The sequence below is a fragment of the Tumidithrix helvetica PCC 7403 genome (genome assembly GCF_965232925.1).
GTDB classification, from domain to species: Bacteria; Cyanobacteriota; Cyanobacteriia; order Pseudanabaenales; family Pseudanabaenaceae; genus Tumidithrix; species Tumidithrix helvetica.
The window spans coordinates 49,077-64,501 of the sequence record NZ_CBDDRA010000001.1; the positions used below are offsets into that span (position 1 = coordinate 49,077).

General features: G+C 44.3%; 12 protein-coding genes. 5 read left to right on the forward strand and 7 right to left on the reverse strand.

Translation table 11 applies throughout. The annotated features are described in order from the left end of the window. The first annotated feature begins 79 nt into the window (after positions 1–79). From ACP2WE_RS00190 to ACP2WE_RS00210, 5 genes are all read left to right on the forward strand, one after another. Positions 80–3,622, forward strand: a complete 3,543-nt coding sequence (locus ACP2WE_RS00190) for an eCIS core domain-containing protein (protein WP_425213603.1) — start codon at positions 80–82, stop codon at positions 3,620–3,622. A gap of 25 nt (positions 3,623–3,647) precedes the next feature. Continuing rightward, positions 3,648–3,821: a hypothetical protein gene (locus ACP2WE_RS00195; RefSeq protein ID WP_425213604.1), complete on the forward strand. Its 174-nt coding sequence runs from the start codon at positions 3,648–3,650 to the stop codon at positions 3,819–3,821. Between the two features lie 190 nt (positions 3,822–4,011). After that, a complete protein-coding gene (locus tag ACP2WE_RS00200; RefSeq protein WP_425213605.1) occupies positions 4,012–5,904 on the forward strand; it encodes an eCIS core domain-containing protein in 1,893 nt (630 codons plus the stop codon). A gap of 56 nt (positions 5,905–5,960) precedes the next feature. Then, positions 5,961–6,137 carry a helix-turn-helix domain-containing protein gene (locus ACP2WE_RS00205; protein WP_425213606.1) on the forward strand — a complete coding sequence of 59 codons (177 nt, stop codon included), beginning with the start codon at positions 5,961–5,963 and terminating at the stop codon, positions 6,135–6,137. Between the two features lie 31 nt (positions 6,138–6,168). Then, a complete protein-coding gene (locus ACP2WE_RS00210; RefSeq protein WP_425213883.1) occupies positions 6,169–6,285 on the forward strand; it encodes a transposase in 117 nt (38 codons plus the stop codon). 98 nt (positions 6,286–6,383) lie between these two features. On the opposite strand, the gene ACP2WE_RS00215 is transcribed toward ACP2WE_RS00210, so the two are convergent. The 7 genes from ACP2WE_RS00215 to corA form a co-directional block, all read right to left on the reverse strand. Continuing rightward, positions 6,384–6,644, reverse strand: a complete 261-nt coding sequence (locus tag ACP2WE_RS00215; RefSeq protein ID WP_425213607.1) for a hypothetical protein — start codon at positions 6,642–6,644, stop codon at positions 6,384–6,386. Between the two features lie 134 nt (positions 6,645–6,778). Continuing rightward, positions 6,779–7,234, reverse strand: a complete 456-nt coding sequence (locus ACP2WE_RS00220) for an ATP-binding protein (protein WP_425213608.1) — start codon at positions 7,232–7,234, stop codon at positions 6,779–6,781. Between the two features lie 28 nt (positions 7,235–7,262). Continuing rightward, the gene (locus ACP2WE_RS00225; protein WP_425213609.1) at positions 7,263–8,585 is read right to left on the reverse strand and encodes a gluconeogenesis factor YvcK family protein; all 1,323 of its coding nucleotides are present in this window, start codon (positions 8,583–8,585) and stop codon (positions 7,263–7,265) included. After that, positions 8,586–9,011 (reverse strand): secondary thiamine-phosphate synthase enzyme YjbQ, encoded by a 426-nt coding sequence (locus tag ACP2WE_RS00230; protein ID WP_425213610.1) that lies wholly within the window; start codon positions 9,009–9,011, stop codon positions 8,586–8,588. After that, a complete protein-coding gene (locus tag ACP2WE_RS00235) occupies positions 9,008–9,883 on the reverse strand; it encodes an RsmE family RNA methyltransferase (protein WP_425213611.1) in 876 nt (291 codons plus the stop codon). Before ACP2WE_RS00235 ends, ACP2WE_RS00230 begins: the two co-directional genes overlap by 4 nt. Before the next feature lie 70 nt (positions 9,884–9,953). After that, positions 9,954–13,982 carry a PAS domain S-box protein gene (locus ACP2WE_RS00240; RefSeq protein WP_425213612.1) on the reverse strand — a complete coding sequence of 1,343 codons (4,029 nt, stop codon included), beginning with the start codon at positions 13,980–13,982 and terminating at the stop codon, positions 9,954–9,956. A gap of 201 nt (positions 13,983–14,183) precedes the next feature. Further along, the gene (corA, locus tag ACP2WE_RS00245) at positions 14,184–15,335 is read right to left on the reverse strand and encodes a magnesium/cobalt transporter CorA (protein WP_425213613.1); all 1,152 of its coding nucleotides are present in this window, start codon (positions 15,333–15,335) and stop codon (positions 14,184–14,186) included. Positions 15,336–15,425: the final 90 nt, after the last annotated feature.

Consider the following 15,425-nt stretch of genomic DNA (forward strand, 5'->3'; position numbering starts at 1 on the left):
CTATATTTATCTCCACAAAAAATTCATATTTGAGAAGAGTTTCGGCTAAAATACTTTTTTACGCGAGAGGTGCTTGACTGTGAGCGAATATACAAATAAACCTGCAGCCCAATCATCATTCGTCCCACCTGCCGTACAAATTCAAACACGCCCCTTTGCACCTCCTCAAGTCCAACCATCTGCTGCTCCACAAAACGTAGAATCATCTCAAGCCGAGAGAGACTCAGAAAATCAAGACAAGCGATCGGCTCAAGAAAATCTTTACTTTACCGATCTTAGCTTCTCTGGTAGCGATGACCGAGGCTCGTCAGAGAGCGTCATGCAGCGAAAGTGGGAGGGTATCGTTCAGCGATATAAGGAGGGAGGGAACACAGCCCCTGACCCTAATCATGGGTATACCCCCGTTAGAGGCTCGTCACAGAGCATCATGCAACGCAAGTTAGATGAGATGCGGCAAAGGGTTAAAGAGGGAGGGAACACAGCCCCTGACCCCAATTATGAATATACCCCCGTTAGAGGCTCGTCACAGAGCATCATGCAGCGAAAACACCAGGAAATGGTGCAGAGGTATAGGGAAAATCAAGCAAAAACGATACAGGCTAAGTTAGCGATCGGAGCGGTGGGTGACAAGTACGAGCAGGAAGCAGATCGCGTCGCAGCGGAAGTCGTACAAAAGATTAATGCCCCAGAAAGCGTTCAACGGGAAGAAGCCCCTGAAGAAGATGAAGAGATACAGATGAAGCCTCTCTCTGATACGACTCAACCTATGGAAACAGCGTTACCACAAACAGATCGTCAGCCAGAAAATATTGCTTTTGCCCCATCTCCACAGGTAGTAGCACCGATTTCTCCAACAATTAATGCCGTTGAAAACGTTCAGAGAGAGGAGGAAGAGGAAGAACGGGAAGAAGAAATAGAAGAAGGTGGAAAATTACAGATGAAGCCTCTCTCCGAATCTATTCAACGATTCGAATCACCAGAGGATGACGAGGCACTACAAATGAAATCGCTTTCTGATGTAATACAGAGAGAAGAGATGCCAGAGGAAGAGGAAGAAATACAGGCAAAGTCTTTGGTGCAAAGGCGGGATACCCTTGATGGAGGAGAGGCTTCAGCAGATTTAGAGTCATCGATTCAAAGTGCGCGAGGTAGCGGTCAGTCTCTAGATCCTAGTCTGCAAGCAAAGATGGGAGAGGCAATGGGGGCTGACTTTAGCGGAGTGAAAGTACATACAGATACTCAGTCTGACCAGTTAAATCAATCGATTCAGGCAAGAGCGTTTACGACGGGGCAAGATGTCTTCTTTAGGCAGGGAGCTTACGATCCGAGCAGTCTCGGGGGGCAAGAGTTGATTGCCCATGAGTTGACCCATGTCGTACAGCAGAATGGAGGAGCAGTACAACGATCGCCTCAAAAACTGGAGCAACACAAGCAACATCCTAACCCTAAAGTCTCATCGGCATCAGTGGAAGATTACGAGATTCAAGCGAAAGATGAAATAGCAGGAAATTCCCAAGTCTCATCAGAGAAGCAGCACCCTAACCAAACTGGAATGCCCGATAGTCTCAAAACAGGTATTGAAAGCCTTTCAGGATATTCAATGGATGATGTGAGAGTGCATTACAACTCGGATAAACCAACCCAATTTCAGGCACATGCTTTTGCTCGTGGAACTGAGATACATGTTGCATCTGGTCAGGAGAAACATTTACCCCATGAGGCATGGCATGTTGCTCAGCAAAAACAAGGACGGGTGCAACCGACTGTCCAGTACCATGGGGCGATCGTTAATGATGATGCTGGTCTAGAAAAAGAAGCAGATTTAATGGGGCTAGCTGCTCTGAACGAATCCAATCAAAAGGATTATCGTAAGAACGCTACGCAATTAGTTTCCAATAGCAATGTATATCAATTAAGCGGTTGGGGTTTTGCACTTACAGCTCTTACAGGTACTTTAATTATGGTTCTAGGAACCTATCTTAAGAAGCAATGTGACGAGCAAGAGGCTAATGAAAAGACAGACCTGATCGTTACTAATTTTGAAGAACGTATGACCCAAGACGAGGGGTTTGTAGATCACGCTCAAGTTCGGGAAAACAATTTTATTCTAGCTGCAGAGAAATATGGAGTAGAAAAATCAGCAGCAAAAGACTTGTTTAACCTGAGCGGAGCTGCTAATAAGGATACGGTAACTGGATTTGATGTAGCCAGCGATAGAGAACCCTCAGTAAGCAATGCTATAAAATATATTAAAGAGCATAAGGAGGCAACGGGCTTTTATGTCGAGGTAGACATAAGAAACTTAGGAGGGCTAAATAGTGTTTTAGGACATACTGGTGCTAATGAGGTCTTCAAGCATATAGCCAAACTATGCGATGATAAAGTACAAAACATAAAGACTACAAAAGTTAAGGTAGCAAGCTTTCGGCATGGGGGAAATAAGTTTAGTTTTTTAGTAGTAGCAGAAGATGGCAGTAAAACCAAAGAATCTGTAGAGAAGCAACTAAATAGCGCATCAGATGACATCAAGAAATTTGTAGAAGAAACGAGTATTGAAACTTATAACAAGAATCCTGAGAAAGTAAATCCTAGTGACAAACTTGCAACTATCGAACATCCAAAACATAAGGGGGAAAAAGAATTTTATGGAACGGGAATTGCATTTGGAGTCAGTCAAATAACAGAAAATAGCACTGTTAATACAATTATAGGTGTTGCAAGTCCAGAGAATGGCTCTAGTAAGAATGCCACACAATTAGCTTCTCATAACGATACTCAATCCAGTGGTTGGGATTTTGCACTTGCTACTCTTACAAATACTTTGATTGTGCCCTTAAGAAATTATCTTCTGTCGCAAAAACATGACGAGCAAGAGGCAGCTAAAAAGACAGACCTAATCGTTACTGATTTTGAAGAACGTATGACCCAAGATGAGGGTTTTGTAGACCACGCTCAAGTTCGGGAAAACAATTTTATTTTAGCTGCAATGAAACAAGGAGTAAAAGAACCAGCAGCAAGAAATCTCTTCACCCTGAGCGGAGCTGCTAATAAAGATACGGTAACTGGATTTGATGTAGCCAGCGATAGAGAACCCTCAGTAAGCAATGCTATAAAATATATTAAAGAGCATAAGGAGGCAACGGGCTTTTATGTCGAGGTAGACATAAGAAACTTAGGAGGGCTAAATAGTGTTTTGGGACACACGGGTGCTAATGAAGTATTCAAGCATATAGCCAAATTATGCGATGATAAAGTCCAAGCAATAAAGACTGTAAAAGTTAAGGTAGGAAAATTTCGGCATGGGGGAGATGAGTTTAGTTTTTTAGTAGTAGCAGAAGATGGCAGTAAAACCAAAGAATCTGTAGAGAAGCAACTAAATAGCGCATCAGATGACATCAAGAAATTTGTAGAAGAAACGAGTATTGGAACTTATAACAAGAATCCTGAGAAAGTAAATCCTAGTGACAAACTTGCAACTATCGAACATCCAAAACATAAGGGGAAAAAAGAATTTTATGGAACGGGAATTGTATTTGGAGTCAGTCAGATAATAGGAAATGACACGATCGATAAAGTTCTTAGTGCAGCAGATTTAGAGGTTGAAAGTAAAAAGACGAAGTAGAAAACAAAATTAAGAGGATAAAACAATGTCGAGCGAAGAAAGACTAAAAAGATTGGGATTAGCGCATTTAAGTGACAAGCCTGAGGAACTAAAGAAAGAAATTGAAAGACGATTACATGCTAGACATAAAGAAGAAGAGGAATGGCTGAAACTGTGTTCCTTGCAGTCCGACAACCCAAACCCAACAAAAAATCCATAATTTTTTACATAAGAGAAGTTTAAGTGATCAATAGCTTGTGGCTAGATCTCCACTAGATCTTTGTTGATTTGATTAAACAGCCTACACCAAATGTAAAATCCAATTTATAGAGTTTATGATCGCAGGTTGTTGTTTGCCTCACAGCCTGAAATTTAGGTAATATTCAAGTATTCGAGAGAGGTGTTCGATCGTGAGCGAATATATCAGCAAGCCCGCAGCCCAATCATCATTTGTCCCACCTGCCGTACAAATTCAAACACGCCCCTTTGCACCTCCTCAAGTCCAACCATCTGCTGCACCTCAAGCTTCGGAATCCTCTCAAGCCGAGAGAGACTTAGAAAATCAAGACAAGCGATCGTCTCAAGAAAATCTTTACTTTACCGATCTTAGCTTCTCTGGTAATGATGACCGAGGCTCGTCTGAGAGGGTGATGCAACGAAAGTGGGAGGGTATCGTTCAGCGATATAAGGAGGGAGGCAACGCAGAACCTGACCCCAATCATGGGTATACCCCTGTACGTGGCTCGTCACAGAGCATCATGCAACGCAAGTTAGACGAGATGCGGCAAAGGGTCAAAGAGGGAGGGAACGTAGCACCTGACCCTAATTATGGGTATACCCCTGTACGTGGCTCGTCAGAGAGCATCATGCAGCGAAAACATCAGGAAATGGTGCAGAGGTATAGGGAAAATCAAGCAAAAACGATACAGGCTAAGTTAGCGATCGGGGCAGTGGGCGACAAGTACGAGCAGGAAGCAGATCGGGTGGCAGCAGAAGTCGTACAAAAGATTAATGTTCCTGAAAGCGTTCAACGGGAAGAAGTTCCAGAAGAGGAAGAGAAGCTCCAGATGAAGCCTGCAATCTCCTCAATCCAGCGCGAGGCAATGCCAGAAGAGGAAGAGGATTTACAGATGAAGCCCGTAATCTCTTCAATCCAACGCGAACCCGAGGAGGAAGAGGATCTACAGATGATGCCCGCAATCTCCTCAATTCAGCGCGAGGCGATGCTAGAAGAAGAGGAAGAACTACAGGCAAAGTCTTTGGTGCAAAGGCGAGACACCCTAGCTGGAGTAGAGGCATCAGCAGATTTAGAGTCGTCGATTCAAAACGCGCGGGGTAGTGGTCAATCTTTAGAGCCCAATCTGCAAGCAAAGATGGGTGAGGCGATGGGAGCAGATTTTAGTGGCGTGAAGGTGCATACGGATTCGCAGTCCGATCGGTTAAATCAATCGATTCAGGCAAGGGCGTTTACGACAGGGCAGGATGTGTTCTTTAGGCAGGGTGCCTACGATCCAAGCAGTCGCGGGGGGCAAGAGTTGATTGCCCATGAGTTGACGCATGTGGTGCAGCAAAATGGTAATGTGATTCAAAAGAAACCGACGACAACGCCACTAGTGCGAACTACTGCAAAAACAAAAGCCAATATCCAAAGAGATGGTGATGAAGCGACTAGTAAGCCCGCAGAAGAACCTGCAAGTAAAGTCGAGGAACTACATCAAGGTGTAGGCAAAAAATTTATGTTTAAACTCTACGAAGAGGCATCTGTCGCTAAAGTAGAGTTCGATCCGATAGTCTCTAATATTGCTTCTATAACAAATGGCACTGCAAAAATACCCAAATTAAAAGACCAAAACACAGCAGTGGCAAAGAGTGAAGGCGAATATGGTGGAGATCATTCTCGACTTGTTGATATATGTCGAGCTTCAATCATTTACAATAGCTATCGCGATTTGATGCTAGGGCTCGGTAAATGCAAGGAAATGCTAGCTCTTGTTCGGGAAAAAAATCGATTTGCCAAGCCAACTCCTGCAGGATATCGAGACATCTTATTGAATGTCAGACTTTCTAACGGTCATATTGCCGAACTTCAATTGCATTTACAGCAAATAATGGATGTCAAAAATGGAGTTGGGCATAAGCTTTACGAGGAGGTGCGCTCAATTGAACGTGCGGCGAAAGAGGCAGGAAAAGCCTTAGATCCAGAGGAAACAGCTAAGGTAGAGCAACTTCTCCAAGAGTCAAGAAGTCATTATGACGCGGCTTTGGACAAAGCGCAGAGTTCTGATGAAACTCCTTCTACATAGTAACTTGGCAATTAAACAGAATGCGTAGTCAGAGGTGAAATTGCTAAAGTAGAGGTATGAAGAAACCTGATAGACGACTCGTAGACCCCACGGCACAAAAATTAATAGCCCAAGAGTGCGGGGTCAAGATGCCTATCCGCACAGTAGGTGAATATTTGAGACGATGGGATTATACGCCTCAAAAGTCTCTCAAGCGAGCTTATGAGCCAGACCCAAACGCCGTCAAGCACTGATTGGAGCATGAGTATCCAAGCATTAAGCAACATGCACGGACAGATCGAACTATTTCCCTTACCCTCATACTCACCAGAGTTGAATCCAGTGGAATACCTCAACTGTGATGTCAAACAGGGAGTACATTCCAAATTTATCTGTATGTAGTAAGCGATCGCGTTTGCTTTTTAAACGATCGCCATATTCCAATCTCTTTAGAGCAAGTTCCCACATTAGCCTTTTCAGAAGTGATGCGAAATATAGATTTATTTGTGGGAGTTGCGAGTATTGGTAACGATCCAAACTGGATGGTTTACTTTCAATGATAGATCTAAGATGCCTAAAACTGCTCCAATCAAATTTTTCTGGTTGGACATCAAGATCGCTAATATTAGGTTCAAGATTAAGTGAGGTAGCCAACAAATTAAGCCTAGCCATGCTTGATTGGAAAGCGCCCAAAATGGAGTGAGAAAAAATGCTCCCCAATTCCATCCACCGATACTTTCGGAAATCTTGTTTACAGTCATAGCAATCTTCCTAGCTCAGTATTTATTTGTAGTTCCTCACAGGGGGTTACCCTTTTAAAAAGCTTCAAACTTTTACCTTTTACGCAGAAATAAACATTGGGCAGATTTCATCTGCCCAATGTTTATTAGTATTTCTAAACAGAATTTGTTGAGGTTTTGGTGAAATTTTTTCGCATCATAAAGCAATTTCGATGATCGGACAGCCGTTCGTAGCGAATTTCATCGGCGATCTTCTGGCTGATCAGCAGACCTCTACCCCCTGTAGGAAGATCTGCAATTTCAGAAGATGTTCGTTGTTCGGCAGTAAGTCTCTCGATCTCCTGTTGCATATCAAAGGGCTTACCAAAATCCCAGATCCGAATTTCCATAGCTTCTTGAAACATAGTTACCTCAATATCAATGGGGGTATCTTCTGGTAGCTTTTCATGGGCATGGCAAACAACGTTGGTAAATGCCTCGACCAAAACCAGATCGCACTGCATCCAAATTTGCTTAGGAACCACCGTAAACTGTTTAAACCAACGTTGAACTTGGTTGAGGGCATAGATATCACTATTGGTTCTAAGGTGATATTTTTGGGGTTCTGCCATCTTAAGATTCTAAGGGTCTGCGGTTTACCTATTGTCGATTGTACCAACGCATTAGTACTCCAGCTAATTTATCGGAATCATGCCGCACGATCCCATTGGCAGTTTCTTGCATGACATTGGCAAGTAAAATTGGACAATTGAGTATTACCAAGTTATCGCGATCGAAGTTGGTGAAATGACAGCCGCTACTTTCATAGTGCTGAAGCGATCGCTCGGATGGTGGATATTTCTGGACGAGAACCACATCAAACAATCGTACCCCAGCCACGTTATCTAGCGCCCTCACATAGTCAGCAACACTATAGCCTTCAGTTTCTCCTGATTGGCTCATGATATTGCATACGTAAATGCAAGGAGCTTGACGATTGACGATCGCTTCTAAAATATCAGGCACTAATAGGTTTGGAATAATACTGGTATAAAGACTGCCAGGCCCGATGATAATGCAGTCTGCCTCAGCAATATCTATGACGGCTTGGGGAAGTGCAGTAGGGCTTTCAGGGATACAGCCAATCCGTTTGATCTTGCCATGGGCTTCGGAAATTTTAGATTCGCCTTCGATGTAGCGACCATCCTCTAAGTCAGCCCAAAGTACCATGTCATCTAAGGTAGCAGGCAAAACGCGACCTCTTACGGCCAAAACTTGCGAACTGGCGGTGACAGCTTTTTCTAAATCTCCAGTAATCTCACTCATCGCCGTGAGGAATAAATTCCCAAAGCTATGCCCAGATAAACCTTCGCCTGACTGAAACCGATATTGAAATAATTCTGTGACCAGTTTTTCTTCGTCAGCGAGGGCAGCGAGGCAATTGCGAATATCCCCAGGGGGCAAGACCCCATGCTCGCGTCGCAAGCGCCCCGAAGAGCCACCATCATCGGAAACAGCAACGATCGCAGTGATATTGGCACTATACCGTTTAAGTCCTCTAAGTAGCGTAGATAGCCCCGTGCCACCTCCAAGCGCTACTAACTTTGGTCCTCGATTGAGTTTGCGATGGGTGAGTAAGAGATCCACCAATTCTTTATCGTTGTCAGGTACTAAGGCTTGAGTAATCGATCGCAGGATGCGCTTTTGCCCCAACCACAAAAGCCCGATGCCAAGGACGACAGCGATCGGTCCGCTAATATGGCGTGGTAGCAATTGCGCTAAGTTTTCGAGCACTGAGCCAACCAGACGGGTAATAAATAGAACAGGCGTGAGTTTGGCAGAAATTGCCAGCCCTAGACTAATTAAAATAATGCCAAAGATACTTAAAAACAGCCAACGTTTCACAAACAGACCGGGTATTAGCCATTTCAGCCAGCCGATCGCTTTGTTTCGTTTCCGTGTTGTTTTTTTAGGGAATTTCATTCAGTTACCTGAAATATGCACCAATACTTCACGCGTGCGTCCGAGGCTGCGATGTTCCCAGATGTATATTCCTTGCCAAGTTCCTAGGGCTAGGCGTCCATTGGAGATCGGAATGTTTTCTGAGGTTTTTGTGAGGGCAGTACGAATATGAGCAGGCATATCATCAGCGCCTTCATTGCTGTGGCGATAATCCCGTCCATTCTCAGGAACGAGTTTTGCGAAAAAAGTTTCTAAATCCGCCAAGACATCTGGATCGGCATTTTCTTGAATAATCAAACTGGCTGAGGAATGACGCAAAAACAGCGTACATAGCCCAACTTTGGTGTTCGATTGCGCGACGATCGCTTCGACTTGGCGCGTGATGTCATATAGAGACTTGCCACGAGTCCCAATTTTCAACAGATTTTGAGTGTGAGTAACGATCATGATTTCGAACGAGCTTCTAGTGCAGCACGAATTATTGCTAATGCTACCACTGGTGCAGTAATTGCCGACAAGATGCGATCGCCAAGGGAGACAGGTTGCCAATGATTTGCGATGGCTAAGGCTTCTTCTTGAGCCGTCCAGCCACCCTCCGCACCCGTAGCGATCAGAATAGAGTCTGACGCGAATCTTGGTATTTTGGCATCGTCTTGAAGGTCGATTCGATCGGAATTTAGGTCGTTATTTAGGTCGTCGTGGTTTAAATAAGTTAGGTTCAAATAAGTGAGTAAGTGAGGCACGCCATGCTGGTGAGTAACGCAGATCAATTTGGTTTGGCTCGTTTGAGCAGGTGCGGCAATTAAATCCTTAAACGCACATGGGGAAGCGATCTGAGGTACATAAGCCTGCCAAGATAATTCCGTTGCTTCTTGGGCAATACGCTGCCATCGTTCTAATTTCTGACTCCCCAAGGGGGTATTGGGTTTGATCGCGGTGCGATCGCTCCACATGGGCAAAATCTGTCGCACCCCCAATTCCGCTGCTTGACGAATGACAGATTCGATCGTGTTCCCTTTAGGCATGGCGATCGCCAACATCACTTCAATCTCAGTTTCGGCATAATTTGGAATTTCTGCCAAAATCTGTGCTTGTACCAAGTTTGTGGGATCGTTGGGCTGAATGTTGGTGTGAATCTGAGTCAGCCAACCATGTCCCATGCCATCCAGCGCAATGAACTCTGCACCAGTACTCAGACGCAAGACATGGCAGAGATAGTGTTTTTGTTTGGGCGTAAGGGTAAGCAGTGCAGAAACCTGAAGTTGTTCGTCTAACTGAGTGCGATCGAGGGTAATACGTTGAAGTTTACTGCGTTGCATAGAGCGATCCTATTTCAAGGATTTTGGATTGTGAATGTACCGTACAAACTTAAAAATTTCTATTAAATCTTCACGTCGCACGACAACGATGTAAGGCTTGCACTAACTCTTCTATCTTAATCGGTTTGGTAATGTAATCATTCATCCCTGCTTCTAAGCAAGACTCGCGCACGCCCTGCATAGCATTAGCAGTCATTGCGATAATGTGAACAGGCTTGGTAGAGAATTTGGCAGATAGTGTGGAAGAATAGGTTGGCAAATCGACTTCATCCATATTTTCGTATTTTATTGTTTTTGTGGTTCCATTCTCATCACTAATTTTTTCGCGTACTTCTCTCATCCGAATTTGTCTGGCTGCCTCCAATCCATCCATTTCGGGCATTTGCACATCCATAAGAATCACATCATAGGTTTGACGATATAGCGCCTCTATGGTTTCTAGTCCATTGCTGGCAATATCAACGCGGTAGCCCATCCGTCCCAATAGTCGCGAAGCCACTTTCTGATTGACCACATTATCTTCAGCTAAGAGAATCCGAAGTGGCAGGGTTTCAGACAAGTTCGAAGTAAGTGGCGATCTTGTGGTAACTGGTGTAATGAGAGCATTGGCTTTGTCATTCGAGCCTTTACCCATTGAGACCCTCACGTCTACTAGAGGAGCATCAAGGGGGCGATCGCGCGTTTCGCTCAAGACCGACTGCAAAGCGATCGTAAAGTAGAAAGTTGAGCCAATAGAATGATGAGTAGGTGGTTCCCAGCCAGCAGGAGGGTTGCCACCGATGCTACCCCTACTTTCGACCCACATTGTACCCCCCATCAGTTCGCTCAGTCGATTGCTGATTGCCAATCCTAGCCCTGTCCCTCCATACTGACGCGTTGTCGAAGCGTCTACTTGGCTAAAAGGTTTGAACAGCCTATACATTTTTTCAGTGGTAATGCCGATACCTGTATCTTGGATCGCAAATTGCAACAAGTATTCCGCGCGATCGCTTTCTCGTGGGTGATTTATGTCTACTTCTCGAATGTCTTTGCGAACGATCGCTGAAACTAATATATTGCCTTGCTGTGTAAATTTAATTGCATTCCCAATTAGATTCACCAAGATCTGCCGCAGTCTTGTGGCATCCCCTTTCAGCACAGCAGGTATTTGCGGATCGAGCGCATAGGACAGCGCAATTCCTTTTTTCTTGGCAGAACTGGCGAGCAGGTCGATCGCACCTTCAAGACAGTTATGCAAATTAAAGGGATGTTGTTCTAGATCGAGATAGCCTGATTCAATTTTAGAGAAGTCCAGAATATCATTGATAATCGTCAACAAGGCATCACCGCTGTCTCTCACGATTTCCACATACTCTCTTTGCTCTGGGGACAAATCCATATCAAGGAGAAGGCCCGTCATACCAATGACAGCATTCATCGGCGTGCGAATCTCGTGACTCATCATTGCGAGAAATTCACTCTTAGACCGATTGGCAGTTTCTGCCATTTCCCTCGCTTTCTCTAAATCTAAGTTTTTGGCAATCATTGCTTCCCGTTGCGACTTTTCTTGATCGAGCAACTGAGCGTGGGCGATCGCAATGCCTACCTGTGCAGCCACTGCTTCTAGCAATTCGATCTCGTCAGATGTCCATTCTCGAAAGCGATCGCATTGATGCAAAGCAATCACCCCATTGGGCTTACCCTTGTAAGAAGTGCGGATTGCCAGCATAGACTGCAGATTGATTTTTTTGCAGAAAGAAACAGAAGGGGCTAAAAGTGGGTCGTCATAAACATTAAAAGAACTCACAACTTCATCAGCCGCAAGAATTTTTTGAGCGTGAGGATTATTTCCCACCAAAATGTCCATACCTAGCATGGATACATTGTCTGCTTCAAGATATTCCCCCACTACGGGTATGGAGGAAGCGCCAAACTCGTAGGTATGAATGTGGCAACGACTTACACCAAACGTCATACCAATCTGGGCAGTAGCTGTAGCAAAAATCTTTTTGCTGTCTAAGCTTTGACGGATTTCGTCTGTAATCTGTTTCAGCAAGAGGGCGCGCTGAAATTGACGACTAAAGAGTTCTTGAGCAGATCGGCGATCGCTAATATCCGTATGCGTTCCTACCATGCGCAGGGGGTTGCCCGTCTCATCTCTTGCCGTGACCTTCCCTCTAGTTAAAACCCAAATCCATTCCCCAGACTTTTGCAATATCCGTGCTTCAGTTTCATAGATCGAACTCAATCCTTCTAGATGATCTTCTAAATAGGCAAGTGCTAACTCTCGATCTTGCGGGTGAATTAGTGCTTCCCATGCCGAAATATGGGACCGGATCTCCCTATCTTCGTAGCCCAAATGCTCTTCTAACCAACGGGGACTAAAGTAGCATTCCCCTGTAACAATATTCCAATCCCACAAGCCATCATCGGTGCTTTCGATCGCCAAACGTAAGCGATCGGCACTCAGTTGCAATTCTTCTTCTGCCCTACGCCGTTGTGTAATATCTCTAGAAGTTGCAATAATTTCTTGTGCAGTCTGGTGCGGATCGCGGATCGCCCGAAAGGTCGTTTCTAGCCAGATATAAGATCCATTTTTAGCTCGAATTTGATAGCTGATGCAGTTGGTAATGGGTTGCTCTAACAGAACTCGGATCCCAAGTTCGACCCGCAGCAGGTCTTCAGGAGCGATTGAGTCATAAATTGTAGATCCAATTAGCTCTTCTGGCTCATATCCAAGTAAGGTACGACAGGCAGGTGACACGTAAGTATATCTACCATCGGTTGTATGCCGCGAAATAATGTCGTTAGAATGTTCGGCTAACAAACGATAGAGAGATTCGCTCTCGCGTAGTGCTACCTCCGCCTGTTTGCGATCGGTAATGTCTCGCGTTGAGATCGCCACACCATCGATTAAGGGAACGATTTGATGTTTTAGCCAAAACCTATTTTCACCTTCAACAGCAAGCGCCGACTCTTCTTCAAGCAGTTCTCCTGATTCTACTACACGAACAAACTTATCAAAAAATCCTTCAGAAAAATGATGGGGTAGAAGTTGACAGAACCCTTTTCCCACAACCTGACTTCTAGACATTGAGATTAACTGCTCGGCTTGCAAGTTAATATCCACAAACGTAAAGTCAATAATTTTACCCTGCTCATTTCTGATGCTATCTAAAATAAAGAAGGCATCCAAGTGCCCCCTCGTGGCAGCACGGTATCTGGCTTCGCTCAATTGCAACTCAGCCAAGGTTCTTAACTGTTCTGTAATATCGCGACAGATAAAGATGATATTACCGTCTTCGCTCAGGGTCAAGGAAAGTTCTTCCAAAAATGCTTTCCCATTTGCTTTCTTAGCAAAAGCTTCGCCTCGCCAACTACCTTGGACTTTTAATAAAGGAAATATCTCTGTTTCAAGGTGATTCGCTTCTTTGGGGGAGTATAGGTTGCGCCAATCGCTCCCTAATAGTTCCTTGCGATCTCTATAGCCAAAAAGCTCAACCTGAGAGGGATTGAGATAGACAATTTCTCCTCGATTGGATAAAACCATCATGCCATCCATGGCAGCTTCAAAGGCTTTAAATCGCTTCTGTAAATCCTGCTCTTCCTTTGGAGGATCGAGACCTTCTGAGTCAATTGCAGTTTCTCTAGATTGAATCTCTCGATCGGATGGAAGGAGGGATAAAGCTTGGAGAATACTGCGCTCGGAAATCATTCCGACAAAATATTCTCTACGATCTACCACTGGTAGATAATGAACTTGGTGTTGCTGCATGATTTGCCACAAGGCTTTTGGATCGGGCTCGATTGGTTCTATGAGGGTAACAACAGGGGGCAGCATCACCTCACCAATCAGGATTTCTGAAATATTCATTTTTGTAGCAATCAACTTAAGTAGCGATCGCTCAGAGAAACTCCCCAGAACTCGAACGGGCTGAGGATCTGCTTGACTCTCAATTAAGTTTTTATTGGAGGTTTCAATGGGCTCTACGATCCAAACAATCTCTGCTTGCTGCTGGTGCATCAGGGCGATCGCATCTGTCAGTACTCGATTGGGCAGTACAGTTAAAAGCGATCGCTCAATTATGAGATCTTGAGATAGCACAGTAAAGGAAACCATTGACGCATGGGTAACTGACTTAACCTAGTAGCTTTATGCAAGCAGACATCTATTCATATATTTTTTATATAAATAAAATTTTTAAGTTCTCTTGATTCAGTTTATATCTGTTTCTGCTGTGTAAGTCTAGAGAATCCTTTCAGACAATTTCTAGCAGTAATCTCAGCCTAAAAAATCGGGACTAAGAAATATTTTAACTCTTCAGCTTTTTGTCGGAAATATCCAGCCTTTACGCCAAAAGTAAAATAACAAACTGCCTGCAATCGTCAGCATCATCCCCCAACACATGACATAAGCATAGGGAAATCTTAATTCAGGCATATTCCCTGGTACAGAAGAGTCAAAATTCATCCCATAAACCCCTGCAATAAAGGTTAGAGGAATAAATACTGTTGAAATTACAGTTAAAAACCGCATCGCTTCATTAATGCCATTATTAATCGAAGACAAATAGACTTCCAATAAGCTAGAGGCAAGTTCGCGATAGGTTTCTACCATGTCGATTAGTTGCACGGTATGATCGTAGCAGTCACGTAAATAGACCCGCACAGATTTGCTGATTAAAGGGCTTTCATCTCGAACGAGAGTCCCGATCGCATCTCGTTGTGGCCAAATCGCTCGGCGCAGTTGCAAAAGTTCTCGCTTAATTTTATGGATCTTATCTAAAGTATTCTGCGTGGGCTTATCGACAACTTCGTCCTGTAGTTCCTCTAATCGCTCGCCATAGTCTTCTAGTACGGGGAAAAACCCATCAATGACTGCGTCAATTAGGGCATAGGCAAGATAATCACTCCCCTGCTCTCGAATTGCGCCGCGATCGCGATGAATGCGTTGGCGCACAGGCTCAAAAGCATCTGTTTCTGGTTCTTCTTGAACAGTGAGCAGGTAATGTTTGCCGACGATCAAACTGACTTGTTCGCTTGTAAATCCTTTATGATCTGGCTTGGGAATTACCATGTGCATAATCATGAGTAATTGATCGTCATATTCTTCGACTTTAGGACGTTGTGGAATATTGACCACATCTTCCAAAGCCAATGGATGTAGTTGAAATACCTGCCCTAACCTGACGAGCACATCCTCAGAGCCTAGTCCCTGCACATCTACCCACGAAACAGAGGTAGTATCTAAATAGGGAATGCAATCTTCGGGAGTGGAAAGTTGTACCCCCACTGCCGTATCCGCAGCATAATCAATCAGAAAGATATTTGGAACCGTAGCATCTTCATCAATGATGAGCGTTCCGGGAGGGCTGCCAGGTTCGTGGAAGGCATAGGACTCAAAGTTATCATCCTCCTCTTCCTCTCGATCTTCTGGGGGTTCGGGATTTATCTTTGAAAGATTTTGCAGCATGGTACTTGCGTTCAACCTTGGTGATTTTGGTTTAGTGCTTTTGGCTTAGTGATTTCGGCTTTTGTAACTAGGGCGTAGATTCGTAACACC

Coding starts and splice junctions, on each gene's coding strand:
- ACP2WE_RS00195 (WP_425213604.1), top strand. CDS start 3,648: ATGTCGAGCGAAGAAAGACTAAAAAGATTGGGATTAGCGCATTTAAGT.
- ACP2WE_RS00205 (WP_425213606.1), top strand. CDS start 5,961: ATGAAGAAACCTGATAGACGACTCGTAGACCCCACGGCACAAAAATTA.
- ACP2WE_RS00210 (WP_425213883.1), top strand. CDS start 6,169: ATGCACGGACAGATCGAACTATTTCCCTTACCCTCATACTCACCAGAG.
- ACP2WE_RS00215 (WP_425213607.1), bottom strand. CDS start 6,644: ATGACTGTAAACAAGATTTCCGAAAGTATCGGTGGATGGAATTGGGGA.
- ACP2WE_RS00220 (WP_425213608.1), bottom strand. CDS start 7,234: ATGGCAGAACCCCAAAAATATCACCTTAGAACCAATAGTGATATCTAT.
- ACP2WE_RS00225 (WP_425213609.1), bottom strand. CDS start 8,585: ATGAAATTCCCTAAAAAAACAACACGGAAACGAAACAAAGCGATCGGC.
- ACP2WE_RS00230 (WP_425213610.1), bottom strand. CDS start 9,011: ATGATCGTTACTCACACTCAAAATCTGTTGAAAATTGGGACTCGTGGC.
- ACP2WE_RS00235 (WP_425213611.1), bottom strand. CDS start 9,883: ATGCAACGCAGTAAACTTCAACGTATTACCCTCGATCGCACTCAGTTA.
- ACP2WE_RS00240 (WP_425213612.1), bottom strand. CDS start 13,982: ATGGTTTCCTTTACTGTGCTATCTCAAGATCTCATAATTGAGCGATCG.
- corA (WP_425213613.1), bottom strand. CDS start 15,335: ATGCTGCAAAATCTTTCAAAGATAAATCCCGAACCCCCAGAAGATCGA.